We start from the raw sequence: 22,545 nt of genomic DNA, 5'->3' as shown, positions 1-22,545 counted from the left end.
TTAACGTGTTTTTTGCACAGGGCTAATCGATAGCCCTGTGCATTTTTTTATGCAGAATATTTTTTATCCCCAAACATCCACTTGTACATCAGCCAAATCCCTAAAATAAGCGTCAGTGCGACCGAGAAAAAATTTGATCCTAATTCAGGATATAAAGCACCTGTGAACGCAGAATAGGAAAAAATCCCGATAAAAAAGGTTGCCCATGCCGGACGAATGCTCACTTCATTATTCGCTTCTTTGATATAAAAGCGATAGAAATGGTTTACAGCAAAAAAGAGGGTGAAAAAGGGAAAGATAGAAAATGGTACCTGTGAAATAGTGAATATTGAGACACAAGCATTAAGAGATAAACCGATTAGAAAAGTATAAAAGATCCATTTTAGTGAAATAGAATGTGTACTCATGTAGGAACCCTTTTAAAGTTAGTTATGGCATTAAAAATACCATGAAGACGGTTATTTTTCTTGTTTTTTTAGTGCTTAAATTTTTATCGGCTTCACTGCTCACGATTTGTTACTTCGGTGTGTGACAAATGCAAACGAGTTGTTAATATCATGCTTTAATTTTCTTTCTTTGAAAGGTTTATCATGTCTAAATCAAAAAACAGTAATACCGTCGCGCCAAGCTACGATTACGATGCCATTGTAATCGGCACTGGTCCCGGAGGTGAAGGGGCCGCAATGAAACTAGCCAAAGGCGGTTTGTCGGTTGCTGTTGTTGAAAAATATAAAGACATAGGTGGTGGTTGTACACATTGGGGCACTATCCCGTCAAAAGCGTTGCGCCACAGTGTTAGCCAACTCATTGAATTAAAAAATAATGCCTTATTTGTAAATAATTACCCGCAAAAAGCGTCGTTTACTTTTGCTGATGTATTGCGCCATACCGAGCAAGTCATTAGCAAGCAAGTTACGATGCGTAGTGGTTTTTATAATCGTAATAATTGTAAGCTTATTTCTGGTGAAGCGTCGTTTGTTGATCAACATACGATTGCAATAAAAAACAGAGATGGCACGGTCGATAAAGTGACTGCTAAAGATATTATTATTGCCACTGGATCTCGTCCTTACCATCCTGAAGATATTGATTTTACAGCTTCAAACATCTACGACAGCGACACGATTCTTTCCCTAGATTATCAACCTCAGCATATTGCTATTTATGGTGCCGGCGTTATTGGCTCTGAATATGCTTCTATTTTTAGAGGCTTAGGTGTTAAAACTGACTTAATAAATACGCGTGATCGCCTATTAGCATTTTTAGATGCTGAGATGTCTGATGCAATTTCATATCACTTTAGAAATTCGGGTATTATTTTACGCCATGATGAAGAATATGAAAAAGTAGAAAGCACCAAAGAAGGGGTTGTTCTACATTTTAAATCGGGCAAAAAAATGAAAGCGGATTGTCTATTATTTGCCAATGGCCGTACGGGTAATACTGATAAATTAAACTTACAAGCAGTAGGTCTTACTGCGGATGGTCGTGGTCAATTAGCAATAAGCGAACAATATCAAACAGAGGTAGATAATATCTATGCAATTGGTGATGTTATTGGTTATCCAAGCCTTGCTAGTGCCGCTTACGATCAAGGACGAATTGCCGCGCATACGATCCTTAATAAAGAAGGTAAGAAAAAGCTTATTAAAGATATTCCAACGGGTATTTTTACTATTCCTGAGATTAGCTCTGTGGGTAAAACTGAGCAGATGTTAACGCAGCAGAAAGTACCTTATGAAGTCGGCCGAGCACAGTTTAAAGACTTGGCTCGTTCACAAATATTGGGTTCAGATGTCGGTAGTTTAAAGATTCTTTTCCATCGTGAAACGAAAGAAATCTTAGGTATTCACTGTTTTGGTGAGCGTGCGGCGGAGATCATTCATATCGGTCAGGCGATTATGGAGCAGGAAGGTGCAGGTAATACCATTGAGTACTTTGTGAATACAACCTTTAACTACCCAACGATGGCTGAAGCATACCGCGTTGCAGCGTTGAACGGATTAAACAGACTGTTTTAAGCAATAAAGCTGTCGGCTGAAAGCTATCAGCCGACAGCTTTATTGGCCTTCATTGCTAATAACAGTGCGCTGATGCAACGAGCTTCTTGAAAATCATCACGAGCAAGTAGTTCATCTATTTTAGCTAACGGCCATTTTATCACTTCTAATGGCTCTGGTTCGTCGCCTTCTAACTGCTCTGGATAGAGGTCAAAAGCCATAAAAAGATGCATCTCGCTGCTAAAATAACTCGGTGCCATAGTCACCGTTTTTAATTTTTGTAAACGCTTTGCACCAAAACCAACTTCTTCTTTTAATTCTCTGTTAGCTGCAACTTCTGGTAGCTCACCTTTATCGATCAAACCTTTAGGGAAACCTAGGCTGTAACTGTGTGTACCAGCACCGTATTCTCGAATTAATAATAAGGTGTCTTTGTCGTAGAAAGGCACTATTAATACCGCACCTTGGTTATAACCTTGCATGCGTTCAAATTCGCGCAACTCCCCATTACTAAATTTAAGTTGCACTGCTTCGATATTAAAAAATCGACTACTGGCAATTAAAGTACGTTTTAGTATTTCAGGTAATTGTTTCATTTTCTCGCGCTCCTCACATGGGTATCATGTTATCTTACAAGGTAACAGATAGTTATGAAAATTTATGAGGCGCTTATGTTCATTGAAGCTGAGGTTGATGCTGTTTTATTAGATATGGATGGCACATTATTAGACCTACATTACGATAACCATTTCTGGTTAGAGTTCATTCCACAACAATATGCGCTCAAGCATCAGCTTTCGATAGAGCAAGCTAAACACCATGTTTATGCCCAATGTAACAAGGTAATGGGCAGTATCAGTTGGTATTGTTATGACTATTGGAGCGACACACTGGGTCTTGATATCCATGCTTTGCAGCATAAAACTAAACATAAGATTCAACTGCGTAGTGATACGTTATGGTTTTTAGATAAGCTTAAGCAAGCAAATATTCCTACTTATATTTTAACTAATGCTCACCGCAGTGGGGTTGCTTTAAAAATGCAACAAACTGAGTTGACGCCTTATTTTAATAAAATAATCTCTAGTCATGACTATCAGATAGCCAAAGAAAACCTGCGTTTTTGGTCGGCGGTCAAAGAGGAGATAGGAGTGGATTTTTCACGCTGCTTATTCATCGATGATAGTGAGAAAATTCTTAAAGTAGCTGAAAATGCAGGTGTTGGATTTTTACGTGGTATTGCGACACCAGATAGTGAAAAACCTGCACAGGAAATGCAGGCTTTTAAAAGTATAAAATATTTTTCTGAGCTTTTTTAAGCGCTCAATTTAACGGTTTGGTCTAACGATTATGGCGTTGCGATTTTAACTCGCTGTATTGCGTTTTTTGTTCTTCAGTTAACAGCTGAAACATTTGATGTTTGGCTTTCATCATTTTCAAATGTTTCTCTGCTTTTTGTACCTGTTGATTGTTGATGAGTTCTTTTGCTTTTGCTTCATCGAAAGTTTCACTGCTCATTAACATCTGCATTTCTGCTTTGTGTGTGCTTATCATATCTTTGTTTTCTTCTTTAGCCACACTCATGATGTCTTGCATCTGTTGTTTTTGGCTATCACTAAGATCTAGTTTTGAAAAGCCCATACGCTGGTGTTTCATCTTACCGTTATGTCTACCTTGCTTCATTTCACCTGACTGATTATGACAGTCTTGCCCATTTTTACTTTCTTGATGATTACCTGCCATTGCATAAGAGATACCTGCAAAAGAAAGGGTCGTTGCAAGCAAGATAGCGCCGATTTTTTTAGTTTTCATAGTAAGCTCCAGTTGTAAATTAATGGTTTGTGTTTTGTTATGCTTCTATTAAAGCAGTTGACTTTGTCAGGAGTTTGTCAGAAATAGAGAAGGTTGTAATAGTTTGTGACAATAGGTTGTTTTGACACACTTTGGCACAATTAAGCATCAAAAATAGCGTAATCTATTTGTTATAGGAATTATTTAAGGAATTATAATGACCCAGGCTCACTTACTTGTTGTTGATGACCACCATGAAATTCGTGAGTTATTACAACGTTTTTTTGTACAGCATAATTATCGCGTTACTGTGGCCAAAGACGGTAAAGAGATGAAGCAACGTTTAAAGCTGGGCAATATCGATCTCATCGTATTAGATTTAATGCTCCCCGGTGAAGATGGCTTAACCTTGTGCCGTGACCTGCGTGCCTCTTCAAATATCCCTATTGTCATGTTGACCGCGATGGGTGATGAAATGGATAAAATAATTGGTCTTGAAATGGGCGCAGACGACTATCTTGCTAAGCCTTTTAATCCTCGGGAGTTACTCGCGCGCATAAAAGCGGTATTACGCCGTGTAAATAGCCTCAGTACGCCAATAGCGACTGTTAAGCAGTATCACTTTGCACAGTGGTCAATTGATATTAATAAGCGTGAGTTAACTGATACCGCGGGGGTGATTGTGGTGTTGAGTAGCGCCGAATTCGATTTATTACGTGTCTTTATCGATCACCCTCAACGTGTTTTGAGCCGCGACCAATTATTAGACCTGAGTAAAGGGCGAGATGGTGGCGTTTACGACAGAGCCATTGATACGTTAATAAGCCGTTTACGTAAGAAATTAGAAGTGGATGCGAAACATCCAGAGTTAATCAAAACGATTTGGGGAGGAGGTTACCAGTTCACCAGTGAGGTCTCTCATGGTTAATAAATTATTGCCTAAGAGTTTGGTAATGCAGATTAGTCTGATTATGTTACTCGGTGTGTTATTGATTTTATCGGTATCGATACAACTTTATTCTGGGGACCGACAGCGTGCACTCGATTTTGTCTCAAGTGATAGTACGCTTGAGCGAGTCAGTTCTTTGATTGCTATTTTAGGTGATACACCGGTTAATTTGCACAATGATATTATTAGCGCCAGTCAAGGTCGGGGATTTTATCTTTCACTTGATGCTCAACCTGTGATTGAAGTGATCAGTTTGTCGCCCTTAACCACTAAGCTTAAGGGGCTGATTTCTGATGTTAAAATTAAAGATATTCGTATTGTTTCGGCCAGTATAAAAAGGCCTTCTAGAAACAAAGTGTTGCGCCATAAACGACATGAATCTACGTGGCCAAAAATGAAAAAACGTCCTCGCTATAATGTAAAACTCACTGGCTCGATACAGCTTGCCGATCAGCGTTGGTTAAATTTTAGTTCAGCGATTGATAAAAAAGCCTCCGCTCTTCCTTTGAAAACAATTTTATTATTTATTTTCTCTACCCTGCTTATTTTAATCACGATGGCATGGACGGTAAAACGCGCCTTAAAACCGATTGAACGTCTAGCGATAGCCGCCAAGAAAATCGGTAATGAGCGTGACTTTAATAATATCCCTGAGATAGGGCCAAGCGAAGTACTGCCTGCTATTTCAGCGTTCAACCAGATGCAAACCAGTCTTTCTGATTTTATTGATGATCGCAGCAAAATGTTAGCTGCTATTTCGCACGATTTAAGAACACCTATTACCAGTTTACGCTTACGCCTTGAATTTATAGAAGAAAGTGAAGATAAACAACGCATGTTAGAAACGGTTAATCAGATGGAAAAAATGCTTAAAGCGACACTCGATTTTGCCAAAGACGATGCTCAAAAAGAGAGTAAACAAGATCTCGAGGTGGTGAGTTTATTAACGACTATCTGTGATGATTATCGCGATAGGGGTATCGATATAAACTTCAAAAGTGCTGATAAACTGATTTTCCGATTATGGCCTGTTGCCTTTCGTCGGGTTATTGAAAACCTCATCAACAACAGTATTGCTTACGGTAAAGATATGTCTGATGAGGTGCATATTACTGTTGAAATTTCGCTAAAGAATGAAGGCTTAATATTATCACTAAGTGATACAGGGGAAGGCATTGATGAGAAATTATTTGAAGAGGTGATAAAACCGTTTGTGCGTTTAGATAAAGCACGTGATACGCAGGATTCAAGCGTTGGGTTAGGGCTGGCAATTAGCCATAGTATTATCCAAGCTCATGCGGGTGAAATGACTTTTAGTAACTTGATCGCTGGCGGGTTAAAAATAGAAATAAAGCTACCGAGGAGTTAGGTAGCCTTTGAAGAAGAGAGTATCTGTAAAACAAGGATTCAACGTTAGACGCTAAGTTCAGCCTACGTAGGATAATAAACGTAGGCTGATTAAGGTACCAAAAATTAAAACAGCTCGTTATCAGCACTGCTTGTGCTGCCTGTCTCATTATTATTACCATCAAAGAAGTTTTCTTCGTAGGTCTCTGCGGGCTCAATATATTCCGTTGGCATGGTTCCACTTCTGAAGTACTCAAATAACGAGGTATAATCAGTTTGGCGTGTTAATAAACCGGTTTCTCTGTCAATACGCGCAGTAGATATACTGTTCGGTCTCTCTTTCTTGACTGCAGGTGTGGTCAGTGCGGTCTTCTGCATAAACTCTATCCAAGCTGGTAGTGCGGTTCTTCCGCCAAATTCTCCGCCTGAAACCTGTTCTTTACCAAGATTTTTATTGATGCTAGCTTTACCTAAATTACGGTTAAAGTTATCAAAACCAACCCATGATGTAGCAACCACATTACCGACGTAACCAGAGAACCACGCATCTTTTGAATCATTCGTTGTCCCTGTTTTTCCGCCAATATCGTGTCGTTGCAAGGCACGTCCCGCACGCCAACCTGTGCCATTCCAGCCAGTTTTATGTTGCCAGCTACCACCACCCCAAATTGCGCTATAAAGTAATTCACGTGTTAAAAATGCGGTTTCAGGTGAAATAACCGATTGAGCAATCTGATCTTCGCTGATTGGCGAGATAGCACAAAGGTTCTTATCAATATGTTGGTACTTGTTGTTTATTTTTTTATCTTCAGCTTGCTGTTTGTATAAATCTTGACAGCCTTTACAAACAATTTTAGGAGTCGCTTGGTAAATAACAGATCCATATGCATCTTCGATACGTTCGATAACATAAGGTTCAACTTGATAACCACCGTTAGCAATAATGGCATAACCTGTCGCTAATTTTAACGGTGAAAGCGAGGCAGAACCAAGTGCTATTGTATTGTTTTTAGGGATTTTTTCTTTATCAAAACCGTACTTTCCAAGCTGTTCGATAACAGTATCAACGCCAAGATCTTGTACTAAACGCACAGAAACCACGTTTTTAGACTGGCCTAGTGCGCGACGTAAACGAATGGGACCATCGTAGATAGCTGGCGAATTTTTAGGACGCCAAGCTGCACTACCAGTCCATTGGTTGATCGGTGCATCATTAACTAACGTTGCTAGTGTGTAGCCATTATCAAGCGCTGCAGAATAGAGAAAGGGTTTAATATTTGAGCCTACTTGACGCTCAGCTTGGGTTACGCGGTTAAATTTACTTTGCACAAAACTAAAACCACCCACCATTGATGTGATTGCGCCATCTTGCGGATTTAATGAGACAAATGCGGTACTGGCATCCGGGTATTGAGATAGCTCTAAGACCTCATTAACGGTGCGTATCCAAATAAGCTCACCAACAGCGACAATGTCACTTGCCAATTTAGGGGCTCTACCTTGTTTGCTATCACTGATATATGGACGTGCCCATTTCAAACCATCCCAACTTATTTCTTGCTCTATTTCTTTGCCTTTTTTACTCAGAACTTTAACTGTCTGCTCGTTAACTTCAATAACAACGGCTAGTTGTAAGTCTGCAAAGCTAGGTTCTTTTTTAAGCTTTTTTAAAATCGCTTCGGTTGTCCAATTATCACTAGGGGCTTCCCACAAAACATCAATCGCTCCACGGTATCCATGGCGTTTGTCGTAATTATGCAAATTAGTCAGTGCTGCTTGGTTGGCAGCTAGCTGGGACTTTTTATTGATAGTCGTATAAACATTGTAACCATTATTATAGGCACGATCTTTGCCATACATTTGCAGGAGTTTTTTATGTGCAAGTTCGGCAACATAGTGCGCAGAAAGGGTTATTTCTGCACCATGATATTTGCCTGTAATAGGGGCTTCTCTGGCTTCATCATACTCAGCCTGAGTGATATGTTTTTCATCAAGCATACGCATTAGAACAACATTACGTCGTGCCTTAGCATTGGTTGGTGAATAAATTGGGTTATTGCTTGAGGGCGCTTTAGGTAACCCTGCTATGACAGCCATTTCTGGCAAGGTTAATTCATCGACGCTTTTACCATAATAGACTTGGGCTGCTGCACCAATACCGAATGAGCGATGACCGAGTGAAATTTTATTAAGATAAAGCATTAAAATTTCATCTTTTGATAATATTTGTTCGATCTGAATGGCAATAAATATTTCTTTTATTTTACGAACAAATGTTTTTTCACGTGTTAAAAAGAAATTACGCGCAACCTGCTGAGTAATCGTACTTGCACCTTGTTTGGCTTTGCCTGTCGAAGCATAAACAATAGCCGCTCGAACGATACCGATAGGATCAATGCCAAAATGTTGATAATAACGACTATCTTCTGTTGCTAAAAAGGCATTAACAAGCTGTTCTGGAACTTCATCTCGCTTTAATGGGATACGACGTTTTTCACCAAATTGTGATAATAATTCACCATCAATACTGAATACTTTCATCGGAACTTGTAGCTTAATATCTTGGATGGTTGCCACATCAGGAAGATCAGATTTTAGGTGGTAATAGATACCTACAATGGTACCTAAACCTAATAAAATCATTAGTATTGAGGCTATAAATAAGCGTTTAATCCATCTCTTCATTTTATATTTACCTTTGTAAATTTTTATAACTAACTGATATGACTATCGATATTTTAACAGTATATAGTGATAATTAAGGATATAAAGGGGGAAGTGTGACTTATCGCCTTGGAAGTTATTGCTTTTCGTCTTATTATTAAGCGTTACAGTTATGGTGTGTTTATTAGAAATATCGAAGTAATAATAGCCGGTAGAACCTATTCAATATAAATGATGGCAAGGATGTTATGTTTTCAGGTCTAAAAAAAAGCTCAAATGCTTTAATTGGTATCGATTTTGGGTCCAATTCAATCAAGGCAGTCGCTATATCAAAAGGCAAAGGCACATTTCAAATTGATGCCGTCGCAGAGGCGCCTATCCCTAAAGGTCTAATTGTTGATCATCACTTTGAAGATATCGCAAAACTGACGCAAATAATTAAACAATTACGCAAAAATTTCCCTACGTCTTATAAAAATATCGCAATGGCAGTGAGTGGTGCTGACGTTATCACTAAAGTTATCTCAATGAATGCGGATCTCAATGAAATTGAACTGGAAGCTCAGGTAGAGCTTGAAGCTGAAAATACAATCCCATTCCCGCTAGATGAAATATATTTAGATTTCGAGGTTATTGCGCCAAATGCAACGGATAAATCTCTTAACGATGTGTTGCTCAGTGCTGCTCGAATAGAAACAGTACAAGCACAGGTTGATTGTGTTGAAGATGCAGGCCTGACGACTAAAATTGTTGATGTTGCAAGCCATGCAGAGTCTCGCGCTTGTGAGCTACTTTTTGATCGCGCTGATTATGATAAAGGTATCGCGATTGTTGATATTGGTGCATCACAGATGATGCTCAATATCGTTCATCAAGGTAACGTTATTTTTTCTCGTTCTAAAAATCATGGTGGTGCTACGTGCACACAAATGATGGCAGAACATTACAACATGAAATTTTCAGAAGCCGAAAAAGCGAAAGTTGATCACGAATGGCCAGTAGATTGTGACGTTGATGTCATTGCGCCTTTTGTCAATATGACAGTGAATCACCTACGTTTTGATTTGCGTATGTTTACCAATGCACCTAATAATATCCAAGTGGATAAAGTGATATTAATGGGCGGATGTCAGCTAATGCCAGGTTTAGTTACTCAGCTTGAAGAAGAGCTTGATCTCGATGTTGAGGTGGCTAACCCATTTATTGGATTTGAGTATAAAAATGAATCCGATAAAACCCTGCTTCACAAAGTGGGGACTAAATATATGATGGCATTAGGTCTCGCATTAAGGGGAGTTCAATAATGTCTGCTATTAACCTATTACCATGGCGAGAAGAGCATAAAAAAAGAAAGAAAAATGCTTTTTTTGTCGTCTTATTGTTGAGTTCTTTAGTGATTTTAGGCCTTTCGTATGTCGGAAAAATTTATGTCGACTCTATGATTGCAGCTCAAAACCAACGTAATCAATTTTTACAAACTCAAACTATTATTTTAGATCGTCGTATTGCTGAAATTAGTGAAATTAAAAAAGAAAAAGCAGAACTAGAGCGACGCATTAATTTAATTCAGACTTTAGAAGAAAAACGTAATTACGCGACACGTCTTTTTAATACTCTTGCTGCTACAATACCTGCAGGTGTCTACTTAAAATCATCGTCTTTTAGTAACGAAAAAGTGGTTGTGCAGGGGAGTGCAGAATCTAATAATCGTGTGACAAGAATGATGCGTAATATTGATAGTTCGGGTTGGTTAGGCGACTCGTACCTACGTAATATTAAAGAGGGCGCAAGAAAACCAATTAAATTGTATAACTTTGGAATGGATTTCACTGTTGTTCCTGAAGTCAAAGGAGCCAAATAATGGATATAAATGATTTAGAGTTTGAAAATGTAGGCAGCTGGCCGACTTTATATCGTGGCGTTTTCATTGCGCTTGTTTGTGCCGCTTTTGCAGGTGCTTTTTATTACTACGTGACGATTCCACAGTTAGAACAACTAAAAGTAGTAGAAGCAAAAGAACAAACATTAAAGGATAACTTTAAAGTTAAGGCTGCTATGTCAGCTAATTTAGAGGCTTATCAGGCTCAGATGGTTGAAATTAAGGTTATTTTTGAAGGTTTAATTAATAAACTACCGAGTAAAAAAGAGATCGCTAGTCTGTTAGACGATATCAGTTTTATTGGTGGTGATAATGGTTTGCAGTTTAAAAGTATTAATTGGGGGGCTAAGAAAGACGGGGAGTTGTCGGTCGAAGTGCCTATTAGTATTCAAGTCGTTGGTAGTTATGAGCAACTAGGCCATTTTGCTGCTGATATCGCTGCTTTGCCACGCATTGTTATCCTTGATAATTTACGTTTAACAAAAGGGAAAAAAGGACAATTGACCTTAAATGTTATTGCTAAAACCTATCGTTATAAAGGGGTGAAAAAATGAAAATTTTAATCACTCTCTTATTGTCATTGACTATTTTTTCTTGTGTAGAGGTGAAAGTTGATGATTTAAATAAATTTGTTGTTGAAGCGAAATCCAAAGTATATCCAATCAACGATAAAATACCTGAGCTTAAAAAAATTGATGCCTTAGCCTATACGGGAAATAATGGACGTAATCCATTCTCTGATCCTAAAGTAGAGGTGATTGCGCCAACTAAAAACACACCTAAAAGTTGTCCTCAACCTAATTTTAAGCGTAAAAAGCAGGCCTTAGAGATGTATTCGCTTGATAATTTACTGATGCGCGGTACATTACTCATCAATGATGAACTGTGGGCATTAGTGCAAGCGTCAGGTGGTGAGATTCATAAGGTAAGACCAGGCTATTATCTTGGTTTAAACCATGGAAAAGTATTACAAATAACTAAAGCTAAGATTGAATTATTGGAGTTAGCTTCAGATAGAGATGGTTGTTGGCAAGAGCGGATTACGCAAATTACGCTACAATCAGAATAAGCTTAGAGCAGGGATGAAATGAATATAATGAATATAATAAATAAAAAACGGTTATTAACTCTTTTTTCGGTGGCGGGTTTATTAATAAGCTCCTCTATTGCACTTGCAGAGTCACAACTCACTAAACTAAATGTAAACCCTCTTACAGATGGAAAATTTGAGCTTAAGTTTGAGTTCAATGAAGCAGTCTCTAATTACGCGGATAAACTACATTATCGTCCTAATCAACTTGTAGTTGATATTGAAGATGCCAGTTCTGTACTTAAACTTAACCCGATTAAGATAGAAAAAAGCGGTGTTAACAATGTAGAAGCTAAGCGTACTACAGATGGTTTAAGACTCATTATTGCACTTGATACGCTAATGCCTTACCGCATCGTCCAAGAAGGCCAAGTGCTGTTTGTTCGTTTTGGTGACAATGTAGCAACAACAGAGCCTGCAAGTGAAAGCGAAGTTGCCTTAGCTGCCGCTATTGCGCAAGACTCGGGTAGTCAAACGGCTATCACCTCGATGAGTAATGCGACTCCTGAAAAAAAGACTGACTTAGATAGCGTTAAAGAAACGCCAAAAGGTTATGTTAATAGTATTAAATCGATTGACTTTAAACGTGGCTCTGAAGGTCAAGGCAAACTCCTTGTTTACCTAGACAACTCAAGCGTAGCGGTTGATATTCGTCGTCGTGACCAACAATTAATTGCAGAATTCCAAAGCACGCATATCGCTAATGAATTTTTATACATCATGGATGTAGTGGATTTTGCAACCTCTGTAGACAAGATTGAAACCTTTAAAGAAGACGGGAAAACACGCTTCGTTTTTGATATTAAGGATGAATATAACTACCGTTATGACCAACTAGATACACTCTTTATGATTGAAGTTTCTAAGAAACTAGAGAATCAAAAAGAAAGTATCTACCAAGGTAAAGCGATCTCACTTAACTTCCAAGATATCCCTGTACGTACTGTATTACAGTTAATTGCTGATTTTAACGGCTTCAACTTGGTAATTACCGATTCAGTAAGTGGTAATATCACTTTACGCTTAGATGATGTGCCATGGGAACAAGCGCTGGATATCATATTGAAAGTAAAAGGTCTTGGTAAGCGAATGGACGGTAACGTGTTGATGATTGCACCTGCCGTTGAACTTGCTGCAAAAGAGCGAGAGCAGTTAGAAACAGAAAAAGAAGTTGAAGAGCTTGCACCACTCTATTCTGAATTTATTCAAATTAATTATGCAAAAGTAGCTGATATTGCCGCTATGTTATCAAATGGTAATGCAAGTCTACTTTCATCTCGTGGTGCAGTAAGTACTGATATGCGTACTAATACACTGTTATTGAAAGATACCGCTAGTGTTATTGATGCTGTAAAAGAGATGATCACTGTGCTTGATATTCCTGTGCGCCAAGTTGTTATTGAAGCGCGTATGGTAACGGTAAGTGATTCAGTAGGTGAAGAATTAGGTATTAAATGGGGTATTACTTCAACAAGTGGTAATAGTGCGACATCCGGATCACTTGAAGGTGCGGATTCTGCAAATGGCGGTTCTCCAGGTAGTATCGATGATCGTTTAAATGTGAACTTACCAGTAGCGGGTGCTGCAGGTACAATTGCATTCCAAGTTGCAAAACTTGCTGATGGGCAAATCTTAGACCTTGAGCTTTCTGCTTTAGAAAAAGAAAATAAAGCTGAGATTATTGCTAGTCCGCGTATTACTACTGCAAATCAACAAACTGCTTACATTGAGCAAGGTACTGAAATCCCTTATGTTGAGTCTGCATCATCGGGTGCAACGTCGGTTAGCTTTAAAAAAGCGGTATTAAGCTTAGAAGTAACACCACAAATAACGCCTGATAATAAAGTGATTTTAGACTTAGTTATCACACAAGACTCTATCGGTGAAGTTGTTCCTACAGGTGTGGGTACCGCGGTTGCGATTGATACACAAGAAATAGGTACGCAAGTGCTTGTTGAAAATGGTGAAACATTAGTGCTAGGTGGTATCTATCAACAGCGTATTACGACTGGTGTTCAGAAGGTGCCACTACTAGGTGACATCCCTTACTTAGGTTACTTATTCAGATCAACAGTAGAGCAAAGTACAAAAGCAGAGCTACTTATTTTTGTAACCCCACGTATTGTAATGCAAACAAAATACTAAACTTAATGAGCAATTAAGACTTAAGCCTGAAGTGTAACTTCGGGCTTTTTTTTACCTGCTATTAATATGACTTGCAATCAGTTATCAACAATTGCGATAATACGCGGCATTTCTTTTTTTATGGAATTACTAATTACAATTACAATCACTAATTACTGAGTAAATAATTAACATGGCAGAACAACGTAATATTTTCTTGATCGGCCCTATGGGAGCTGGTAAAAGCACAATCGGACGTCACTTAGCGCAAATGCTACATCTTAATTTTCATGACTCGGACAGTGAAATTGAGAAGAAAACAGGCGCAGATATTGCTTGGATTTTCGATGTAGAAGGCGAAGAAGGCTTTCGTAATCGTGAATCAGACATGATAGACGAATTAAGCCAGAAGCACGGTATCGTGTTAGCAACTGGCGGTGGTGCAGTAGTGCGCCCAGAAAATCGAGGTTATCTTTCTGCTCGTGGCATTGTTGTTTATTTAAAAACTAGTGTAGACAAACAGTTAGCGCGAACTTTAAAAGATAAACGTCGCCCTCTTCTACAAACAGAAGACCCACGTAACGTACTCGAGACATTAGCAGAGACACGTAACTTACTTTACGATGAAGCTGCTGATTATACGATCGAAACAGATGAACAAAGTGCAAAAGTTGTAGCAAGTCAAATAATTACATTACTGGATTTCTAATGGACAAGTTAACGGTTGATTTAGGCTCTCGTAGCTACCCTATTTTTATTGGTGAAGAACTATTGGCACAAAGCGATCTTTTTACCGGTGCGATAACGGGTAAAAAAGTGATGATTGTGACTAATGAAATCGTTGCCCCATTATATTTAGCCACTTGTAAAAATAGCCTTCAGCAATTTGATATCGATGAAGTTATCTTACCTGATGGTGAGCAGTTTAAAACGTTAGCCACATTTGAAACTATTTTAAGTGCGTTATTAGAAAAAAAACATGCTCGTGATACAACCATTATTGCATTAGGTGGTGGTGTTATTGGTGATATGGCCGGTTTTGCAGCTGCTTGTTATCAGCGCGGTGTGCCATTTATTCAAGTGCCTACAACAGTCTTGGCACAGGTTGATTCATCAGTAGGTGGAAAAACAGCGGTTAATCATCCTTTAGGCAAAAATATGATTGGTGCATTTTATCAGCCCCAAGCGGTTATTATTGATATAGGTTGCTTACAAACCCTGCCTAAGCGAGAGTTTGCTGCTGGCATGGCTGAAGTCATTAAATATGGCATCATTTATGATGGCAATTTTTTTAATTGGCTTGAAGATAACGTTGCTGAAATTAAAGCGCTGCAACCACAAGCCATTACTCACATGATCAAACGTTGTTGTGAGATTAAAGCTGAGATAGTTGCTCAAGATGAAAAAGAGCATGGTATACGTGCATTGCTTAATCTTGGTCATACTTTTGGGCATGCTATTGAAGCTGAGCAAGGTTACGGAAATTGGTTACATGGTGAAGCTGTCGCAACAGGCATGGTATTAGCTGCTAAAACAGCACTGATACTTGGGTTAATTGATCGTGGGCAAGTTGAGCAGATTATGCAATTAATCGAGCAATTTGACTTACCTCTTACGGCACCTGAAAAAATGAGCTATGCGCATTTTGCACAGCATATGCAGCTTGATAAAAAAGTATTAAATGGCCAGTTACGATTAATATTACCTACCGGTATTGGCCGCAGTGAAATATATTCTGATGTTAGCGAAGCAGTGCTTCGTAGCGTAATTGAACACTAAAAAATATGGTTGAACGTACCTTAATCTCATTTCCTTCGCAGCTACAGTTAATTGAACGGTTGCAACACCTGCTTTATTTATCATCATCAATGGTTTTTATTTCAGGTGAGCAGGGAAGTGGGAAAAGTACACTCATAGAACAACTCTCCAACCAGCTTCCCGATAAAACACAACAAGCGTTCATCAGTATTGCTGAACCGACTTCGACAGCACACATTCGCCAACAAATAATATCCCAGATTTTTGAGAATCCGTTATTTGATGCAGATGACTCTCTTAGTAATAGCTTAATGTTATTAACAGAAAAACAAGTCAAAAATATTGCCCGTGTAGTGGTGATTGATAATGCTGATTTACTGCCTGCACAATTACTTATTGAATTAGCAGAAGTGATTAAGCAAAAATCATTGTTAACAGAGAATGAAATCAATTTCATTTTATTGAGTGATGAAGTAAATAATAAGCAGATGATCAGTGCACTTAAATTATCTTCAAGTGTTTGTGATGTTGCAGCGTTAACGTTTAAATTAGCCCCTCTGAGTACCGATGAGGCCAAACAGTTACTAAATCATCGCTTTATTCAAATTGGCTACTCTCCAAAAGTACAGCATCAAGATGCGTTATATCAAAAATTATCCGGGTGTCAGGGGATACCAGAAAAAATTCTAACGTTAGCCGCAGAGCTTAATAATGGGGAATTAGATAATAACAAAGCGTCTTGGTTAACGACACGTTTGCCGGCGATATTATTAATGCTTTTATTGGTGGCTATTGCAACTTTGTTGGGTTTCTACCTTTATCCTAAATTTATAAATAACCCACTTGAAGTTGAAACCATTATAGAGACAGAAGTCGTTCTTTTAGAAGAAATAAACGCGACGGAAATAGTGACTGAAGCAGTCAGCGACTCTGAATCTACAGATATCTTCGCGGTACAATGGTCTAATGATCAGCAATCCGTTACTGACAACAAATTAAGCGTGGGTATTGCCGATGCAGAAGAGCGGGTAATGATGTCTGAAGCGCAAGTATTTGCAATTGCGCCACCACAAAATCAACAAACCAAGCTTCTTATAGAAAAGAATATTAAATTACCTGCATTTTTAATTGAAGCAGCGCCTAATAACAAGACTGAAAACACCTTTGAAGAGGTGGAGGAACTTTCTCAATCTTCGGCGATTAAATTACCTAATACCTCCATAAAACTGCCCAGTACCCCTATAAAACCTGTAATTGAAATGGTTAAGCCACTTATCCTGATTACTGAGCAACCGGTCGCTGAGCTTGTTAATAGTGAAGAGAACAAGGCGCCTGACGTTGTGATTGTGCAAGACGTGGTTGAATTGCAAGAAATGCCAAAAGACGAAGTGCTCAAGCCGTTACAGTCGATTGCAGTAGAGAGTCGAGATTTCTTTACACCGGCAACTAATCTATTAGCCGTTGACCCCAATAGGTATACCTTGCAACTTTCTGGTATGAGCACCGAGAAAGCACTGCAAGCCTTTATTAAACAACACCAATTACCGCGCCAAAACGTTTATCTTTACAAAACAATACGTAATCAAAGAGCGTGGTATGTGGTTATTTATGGTCAATTCGAAAGTCGCCAAGCAGCAAGTCGAGCAGCTAAAAACTTACCCAGTACACTTAGTCAGTTTGATAGCTGGATTAAAAAGTATGCTTCGGTACATCAGGATCTACAGTTAAATGAGTAATCAAAAACACCGTGCCTTCTTAAAGTGGGCGGGCGGAAAGTTCTCGCTAACTGAGAAAATTAATCAACGATTACCTGCAGGTAATCGCCTTGTTGAACCCTTTGTGGGTGCCTGTTCTGTATTTCTGAACAGTGATTTTGATGAATATCTACTTAACGATATTAATGCTGATTTAATCGCGATGTACAACATCATTAAACGTAAACCTAAGCAGTTTATTGAGGATGCAAAGCACTACTTTCAGCCTGAATATAATGATGAACAAACCTATTATAAAATGCGTGATGAGTTTAATCAGTGTACGGATGCTTATAAACGCTCTCTACTGTTCTTATACATGAATCGCCACGGATATAATGGCTTATGTCGTTATAATCAAAGTGGTGGTTTTAACGTGCCTTTTGGGCGTTATAAAAAACCTTATTTTCCAGAGAAAGAGATTCTTTTTTTTGCTGAAAAAGCGAAAAAAGCGACCTTTGTTTGCAAACCTTATCAAAAGCTATTTCAGTATCTTCGTGATGATGACGTCTTGTACTGTGATCCGCCTTATGTGCCCTTAAGCAAAAGCGCTTCTTTTACGGGTTACGCAAAAGAGGGCTTTAGTTTGGACGACCAGGCTAATTTAGCGCGCCTTGCGCGTGAATCAAAATGTGCCGTGTTACTAAGTAACCATGACACGACATTAACGCAGGAACTCTATCGCGATGCTATTTGCGATAAAATACAGGTCTCGCGCACAATTAGTAGTAATGCAAAAAATCGTGAGCCTGTAGGTGAGATATTTGCCTTATTTAGTGCGATTGAGACTAATAAAAAATAGTCTGTAGTGATTTGCTTCGGTAGAATAGTGAACACATTCTGCTCTACAATCAGCTATAGGTAAAAAACATGACCGATTATTTAATTGCCCCTTCAATTCTTTCTGCCGATTTCGCCCGTTTAGGTGATGATGTACAAAAAGTGCTAGATGATGGCGCTGATGTTGTACATTTCGATGTAATGGACAACCACTACGTACCGAACTTAACGATCGGTCCAATGGTGTGTAAAGCACTACGTGATTTTGGTATTACAGCCCCGATTGATGTACACCTAATGGTTGAACCTGTTGATACTATGATTGTTGATTTTGCTAAAGCAGGCGCTTCAATTATTACTTTCCATCCTGATGCTTCAAAACATGTTGATCGTTCATTACAGCTAATTAAAGATCACGGCTGTAAAGCGGGTTTAGTATTAAACCCTGCAAGTTCACTTGAAGAACTCACACATGTAATGGATAGACTAGACGTTGTTTTACTGATGTCAGTTAACCCTGGTTTCGGTGGCCAATCTTTTATTCCGCATACATTAGAAAAAATACGCCAAGTTAGAAAATTAATTGATGCCAGTGGCCGTGACATTCGTCTGCAAGTTGATGGTGGCGTTAAAGTGGATAACATTAAAGAGATTGCTGAAGCAGGCGCAGATATGTTTGTTGCTGGTTCTGCCATCTTTAATGAACCTAATTACAAAACAGTTATCGATAAAATGCGTAGTGAGTTAGCAAGCGTTTAATGGCTAAAATAGAAAACATTAAATTAATCTGTTTTGATTTGGATGGTACGTTAGTTGATAGCGTGCCTGATCTACGTTTAGCATTAAATGCAATGTTAGATGAATTCCAGTTGCCACATTGCCAAGATGAACAGATTAAAACGTGGGTAGGCAATGGTCTACCGAAGCTTGTTGAGCGCGCGTTATTACATGTCGGTAATAACCTTGTGTCACAACAGGTTGCGTTAAGTTGCTTTGAAAAACACTACCAACACTACCTCAACAGCGCTTCGTGTTTATACGAAAATGTTGCACAAACACTATGTTCGCTAAAAGCGCATGGTTATAAAACAGCGCTGATCACTAACAAAGCAGAGCAGTTTTTACCCGCATTACTGAATCACTTTAAAATTAATGACTATTTTGATTTAGTTATCGGTGGCGATACGCTAACTAAAAATAAACCTGATCCCATGCAAGTTAACTTTGCACTTAAGCACTTCTCTTTCGATAAAGAGCAAGCAGTGATGGTCGGTGATTCAAAAAATGATATTTTAGCAGGACAAAATGCTGGCTTGTTAAGCATCGCATTAACCTACGGTTACAACTACGGTGAGCCTGTTTCGCTATTAAATCCAGATTATATAATCGATCAATTCAATGAATTATTAACGCTATTGTAAGCGTGCAAGGAATGTAAAATGACTAAACCTATTGTATTAAGTGGCTGTCAGCCATCGGGCTCATTAACTATCGGTAACTACATGGGCGCACTGCGTCAATGGGTGACAATGCAAGAAACCAGCGACTGCCTATTTATGTTGGTAGACCTACACGCTATTACCGTACGCCAAGACCCAAAAGCACTGCGTAGTGCAATTTATGATGGTTTAGCAATGTATCAAGCAGTTGGTCTTGATCCACAAAAAAGCACTATTTTTCTTCAATCACAAGTACCAGAGCATGCCGAGCTTTCTTGGGTATTAAACTGTCATACGCAGATGGGTGAACTGAATCGTATGACTCAGTTTAAAGACAAATCACAAAAGAACGTGACTAATATCAATGCGGGCCTATATAGCTACCCAGTATTGATGGCTGCCGATATTTTACTTTACGGGCCAAAACATGTGCCGGTAGGTAGCGATCAAAAACAGCATTTAGAATTAGCACGTGATATTGCGACTCGTTTCAATAATGCTTATGGTAATACTTTTGTGGTACCAGAACCTGCTATTCCAGAGCATGGTGCACGTATCATGAGTCTGCAAGATCCGACTAAGAAGATGTCTAAATCAGACGATAACGAGAAAAACTTTATCGGTTTGTTAGAAGACCCGAAGAAGATTGCTAAAAAGATTAAAAGTGCAGCAACAGATTCCGATGAACAAGCACGTATCTATTTTGATACCACTGAAAAGCCAGGTGTCTCTAACTTATTAACACTGCTTTCATGCTCAACGGGTACTAGTATCGAAAGTTTGATTCCACAATACGAAGATAAAATGTATGGCCACTTAAAAGCGGATACTGCGGATGCGGTTGTGAATCTATTAGAGCCAATGCAAGCGCGTTTTAAAGAGTTACGTGCTGATGAATCGGCATTACAAGCTATGGCCAGAGCGGGCTCAGAGAAAGCACGTGAACGTGCCGCTTCCACGTTAGCGACTGTTTATGATCGAGTTGGATTTTTACCTAAGTAAGATACTCCTTTCATATTTTAAAGGTCAGCTTCGCTGGCCTTTTTTGTTACTTTAAATTGTTTATTATGTTGCTAATGTATTGTAATTAAAGTCAAGAGCGTTGACCTTGGCGAGCAACATAGCAAAAAATGATAATAAATAGTTTTCTTAAAAATCTTTCCTTTATAATGTTAAGAATTGATCTGTTAACTATTTATTTTAAAAAGGAATTTGCATGCGATTTTTATCTATTTCTACAATAACGCTATTAGCATTATTACTCACAGCCTGTGGGGGGAGCCTAGATGGTGATAAAGAAACTGAACCTAGTGTTCCAGATACCGATGTGCCTGTTGTAGATCCTGAGGTTGATGTTCCTATTATTGATGAGGAGACTGGTAAAGCATCTTATTTTTCTTATGAGGGTGTTTCATCGGACTGGATAACAATAAAGGGAGTGGGGGCTGTTGGTACAGATGAAGTTGCTACGGTGTCTTTTAAGATTGCAGATGCTAATCGTGAAGGTATCGAAGGTGAGGTGGTAAACTTTGAATTAATTAACCCTCCAACGGGTACAGTATTAGCTATTGATACTGCAACCTCTGATGAAAATGGTTTAGTTAGTACATTGATTAAATCAGGTTATGCAGCAGGTTCTGTTATTGTGAAAGTAATGCTTGTAAGTGATTCTGAAATCTATAAATCTTCTAATAAATTAAGCATTTCTACAGGTTATCCTGTGCAAGCTGGTTTTACATTAGCAAAGGAAAATCATTCTCCTGAAGCATTAGAGTCTATTACCTCTAATATTATTACGGTATATTTAAGCGGGGGAGTAAATTTGTCAGCTGTGCCAGATGGTACAACGGTATATTTCTCAACTAATTCCGGAAGAATAACCGATCCCGATCGAAACCGTGATTTCTGCACTACAGTAGGCAGTGAATGTACTATGGAATGGAAATCTACCAAGCCACATGTAGTGGGTTATCGCGCATTGATAACAGCCTATACAGATGGCGAAGAAAGCTTTACTGACAGTAATAGAGATGGTCTGTATACCCAAGGTGAAGCTTTTACCGATATTAATGGTGATGGAAAATATACTGGTATGTTGTGCTCTAAAGAGGCTGATACTGCGGGTTATTGTGTACGAAATATAATTGAGCTTTCAACCTCCGCTCAAATTGTAATTTCAGGTAGTGATTTATCTTGTGATTTTACTGATGAAGCAGGGGCACCAATTACTGAAGTTGATCTGACAACTGCTACTGGTAGCGACTCTGTTAAATTTGTAGTGTCTGTATCAGATGAAAATAACAATATCCCTCCAAGTGATACAACTATTTCGATGGAAGTTGGAAATGGTGAGTTAGAAGGAACTAAAAAGAGTTGGACGGTGATAGGAAAGGTAGCAAACTCTTTTGATTTATCAGTAACCTTAAAACGTGAAGCTGAACTAAATGACGTTGTTAAAGGTAATGCAACATTTACTATGATTACACCTAAAGGAATAGAGTCTTTCTGTTCTATTCCTGTAGTTGACGATGCAGCACCAGTAGTTGCACCATAGCTAGCTGCCAGATAACAAAAAAGGAGCCTCGGTTCCTTTTTTATTGTCTGTCATAAAGCTAAAAACTAACTTTTATGAAATTCACTTTGCAAAGCAAACTGTGTTAATTCTTCGATTACCTGCTTTTTAATTTCTAGCTGTTCATCTGCGGGAATATCGTAACGCAGGCTTAAAAACTGATAATCTTCACCACTTAAACTCACAGTTAAACGTGGACGTTTTGGCTTTTTGTGGGTGGGTAATTCTAATAGATGACGAATCTGCTCAGAAGGGCTAACACCTTTATCAAGTGCGCTGCGGCGGATGCTATATTGCAGCTTACTATCCATATCAAAGGCAATCTGTACCGCTTTTACAACTTTGGCAGATTGTTGCCATTTTTCAGGTAATTTACCGTGTGGCATGTTTGCTCTCCT

22 protein-coding genes are annotated in these 22,545 nt (G+C 38.7%); 17 read left to right on the top strand and 5 right to left on the bottom strand.

The features are described from left to right. Positions 1-47: 47 nt before the first annotated feature. Positions 48-407 carry a DUF1422 family protein gene (locus CXF74_RS01830; protein WP_101080693.1) on the bottom strand — a complete coding sequence of 120 codons (360 nt, stop codon included), beginning with the start codon at positions 405-407 and terminating at the stop codon, positions 48-50. A gap of 183 nt (positions 408-590) precedes the next feature. Here CXF74_RS01830 and sthA point away from each other — a divergent pair, with 183 nt between their 5' ends. Further along, on the top strand, positions 591-2,021 hold the full coding sequence (gene sthA, locus CXF74_RS01825; protein ID WP_101080692.1) for a Si-specific NAD(P)(+) transhydrogenase: 1,431 nt from the start codon (positions 591-593) through the stop codon (positions 2,019-2,021). Positions 2,022-2,047: 26 nt separating this feature from the next. Here sthA and nudE read toward each other — a convergent pair whose 3' ends face one another. Next, positions 2,048-2,596 (bottom strand): ADP compounds hydrolase NudE, encoded by a 549-nt coding sequence (gene nudE, locus CXF74_RS01820; protein WP_101080691.1) that lies wholly within the window; start codon positions 2,594-2,596, stop codon positions 2,048-2,050. 54 nt (positions 2,597-2,650) lie between these two features. Between nudE and yrfG the strand changes: the two genes are divergently transcribed. Further along, positions 2,651-3,319 (top strand): GMP/IMP nucleotidase, encoded by a 669-nt coding sequence (gene yrfG / locus CXF74_RS01815; protein WP_232772409.1) that lies wholly within the window; start codon positions 2,651-2,653, stop codon positions 3,317-3,319. Positions 3,320-3,341: 22 nt separating this feature from the next. On the opposite strand, the gene CXF74_RS01810 is transcribed toward yrfG, so the two are convergent. After that, positions 3,342-3,812, bottom strand: a complete 471-nt coding sequence (locus tag CXF74_RS01810) for a Spy/CpxP family protein refolding chaperone (RefSeq protein WP_101080690.1) — start codon at positions 3,810-3,812, stop codon at positions 3,342-3,344. 196 nt (positions 3,813-4,008) lie between these two features. Here CXF74_RS01810 and CXF74_RS01805 point away from each other — a divergent pair, with 196 nt between their 5' ends. Further along, positions 4,009-4,719, top strand: a complete 711-nt coding sequence (locus CXF74_RS01805; RefSeq protein WP_101080689.1) for a response regulator — start codon at positions 4,009-4,011, stop codon at positions 4,717-4,719. Further along, positions 4,712-6,109 carry an ATP-binding protein gene (locus CXF74_RS01800; RefSeq protein WP_232772408.1) on the top strand — a complete coding sequence of 466 codons (1,398 nt, stop codon included), beginning with the start codon at positions 4,712-4,714 and terminating at the stop codon, positions 6,107-6,109. The genes CXF74_RS01805 and CXF74_RS01800 overlap by 8 nt, the downstream gene beginning before the upstream one ends. Positions 6,110-6,213: 104 nt before the next feature. Here CXF74_RS01800 and CXF74_RS01795 read toward each other — a convergent pair whose 3' ends face one another. Then, the gene (locus CXF74_RS01795) at positions 6,214-8,772 is read right to left on the bottom strand and encodes a penicillin-binding protein 1A (RefSeq protein ID WP_101080688.1); all 2,559 of its coding nucleotides are present in this window, start codon (positions 8,770-8,772) and stop codon (positions 6,214-6,216) included. A gap of 227 nt (positions 8,773-8,999) precedes the next feature. Between CXF74_RS01795 and CXF74_RS01790 the strand changes: the two genes are divergently transcribed. From CXF74_RS01790 to CXF74_RS01730, 13 genes are all read left to right on the top strand, one after another. Beyond that, entirely contained in the window at positions 9,000-10,055 is a 1,056-nt protein-coding gene (locus CXF74_RS01790) for a pilus assembly protein PilM (protein WP_101080687.1), read from the top strand. Continuing rightward, positions 10,055-10,612: a PilN domain-containing protein gene (locus CXF74_RS01785; protein ID WP_101080686.1), complete on the top strand. Its 558-nt coding sequence runs from the start codon at positions 10,055-10,057 to the stop codon at positions 10,610-10,612. Before CXF74_RS01790 ends, CXF74_RS01785 begins: the two co-directional genes overlap by 1 nt. Then, positions 10,612-11,184 carry a type 4a pilus biogenesis protein PilO gene (locus CXF74_RS01780; protein ID WP_101080685.1) on the top strand — a complete coding sequence of 191 codons (573 nt, stop codon included), beginning with the start codon at positions 10,612-10,614 and terminating at the stop codon, positions 11,182-11,184. The genes CXF74_RS01785 and CXF74_RS01780 overlap by 1 nt, the downstream gene beginning before the upstream one ends. Further along, complete coding sequence (locus CXF74_RS01775; protein ID WP_101080684.1) at positions 11,181-11,699, top strand: pilus assembly protein PilP; 519 nt, start codon at positions 11,181-11,183, stop codon at positions 11,697-11,699. The genes CXF74_RS01780 and CXF74_RS01775 overlap by 4 nt, the downstream gene beginning before the upstream one ends. 27 nt (positions 11,700-11,726) lie before the next feature. Then, positions 11,727-13,865: a type IV pilus secretin PilQ gene (locus CXF74_RS01770; protein ID WP_101080683.1), complete on the top strand. Its 2,139-nt coding sequence runs from the start codon at positions 11,727-11,729 to the stop codon at positions 13,863-13,865. Between the two features lie 172 nt (positions 13,866-14,037). Then, the gene (gene aroK / locus CXF74_RS01765) at positions 14,038-14,553 is read left to right on the top strand and encodes a shikimate kinase AroK (protein WP_101080682.1); all 516 of its coding nucleotides are present in this window, start codon (positions 14,038-14,040) and stop codon (positions 14,551-14,553) included. Then, positions 14,553-15,623, top strand: a complete 1,071-nt coding sequence (gene aroB / locus CXF74_RS01760; protein WP_101080681.1) for a 3-dehydroquinate synthase — start codon at positions 14,553-14,555, stop codon at positions 15,621-15,623. The genes aroK and aroB overlap by 1 nt, the downstream gene beginning before the upstream one ends. Before the next feature lie 5 nt (positions 15,624-15,628). Next, positions 15,629-17,338, top strand: a complete 1,710-nt coding sequence (locus CXF74_RS01755) for an AAA family ATPase (protein WP_101080680.1) — start codon at positions 15,629-15,631, stop codon at positions 17,336-17,338. Beyond that, entirely contained in the window at positions 17,331-18,158 is an 828-nt protein-coding gene (locus CXF74_RS01750; RefSeq protein ID WP_101080679.1) for a Dam family site-specific DNA-(adenine-N6)-methyltransferase, read from the top strand. Before CXF74_RS01755 ends, CXF74_RS01750 begins: the two co-directional genes overlap by 8 nt. A gap of 68 nt (positions 18,159-18,226) precedes the next feature. Continuing rightward, a complete protein-coding gene (gene rpe, locus CXF74_RS01745) occupies positions 18,227-18,895 on the top strand; it encodes a ribulose-phosphate 3-epimerase (protein ID WP_101080678.1) in 669 nt (222 codons plus the stop codon). After that, positions 18,895-19,557, top strand: coding sequence for a phosphoglycolate phosphatase (locus CXF74_RS01740; protein WP_101080677.1), 663 nt, complete (start codon positions 18,895-18,897; stop codon positions 19,555-19,557). Before rpe ends, CXF74_RS01740 begins: the two co-directional genes overlap by 1 nt. Positions 19,558-19,575: 18 nt before the next feature. Then, entirely contained in the window at positions 19,576-20,577 is a 1,002-nt protein-coding gene (trpS, locus tag CXF74_RS01735; RefSeq protein ID WP_101080676.1) for a tryptophan--tRNA ligase, read from the top strand. A 214-nt stretch (positions 20,578-20,791) separates the two neighbouring features. Next, entirely contained in the window at positions 20,792-22,129 is a 1,338-nt protein-coding gene (locus CXF74_RS01730) for a hypothetical protein (RefSeq protein WP_101080675.1), read from the top strand. Positions 22,130-22,194: 65 nt separating this feature from the next. Here CXF74_RS01730 and CXF74_RS01725 read toward each other — a convergent pair whose 3' ends face one another. Beyond that, positions 22,195-22,533 (bottom strand): hypothetical protein, encoded by a 339-nt coding sequence (locus CXF74_RS01725; RefSeq protein ID WP_101080674.1) that lies wholly within the window; start codon positions 22,531-22,533, stop codon positions 22,195-22,197. Between the last annotated feature and the right edge of the window lie 12 nt (positions 22,534-22,545).

It is taken from the genome of Psychromonas sp. Urea-02u-13, assembly GCF_002835995.1.
GTDB lineage: Bacteria > Pseudomonadota > Gammaproteobacteria > Enterobacterales > Psychromonadaceae > Psychromonas.
Note: the sequence above shows the minus strand (reverse complement) of the source record. Positions and strands in the feature narration are given on the sequence as shown.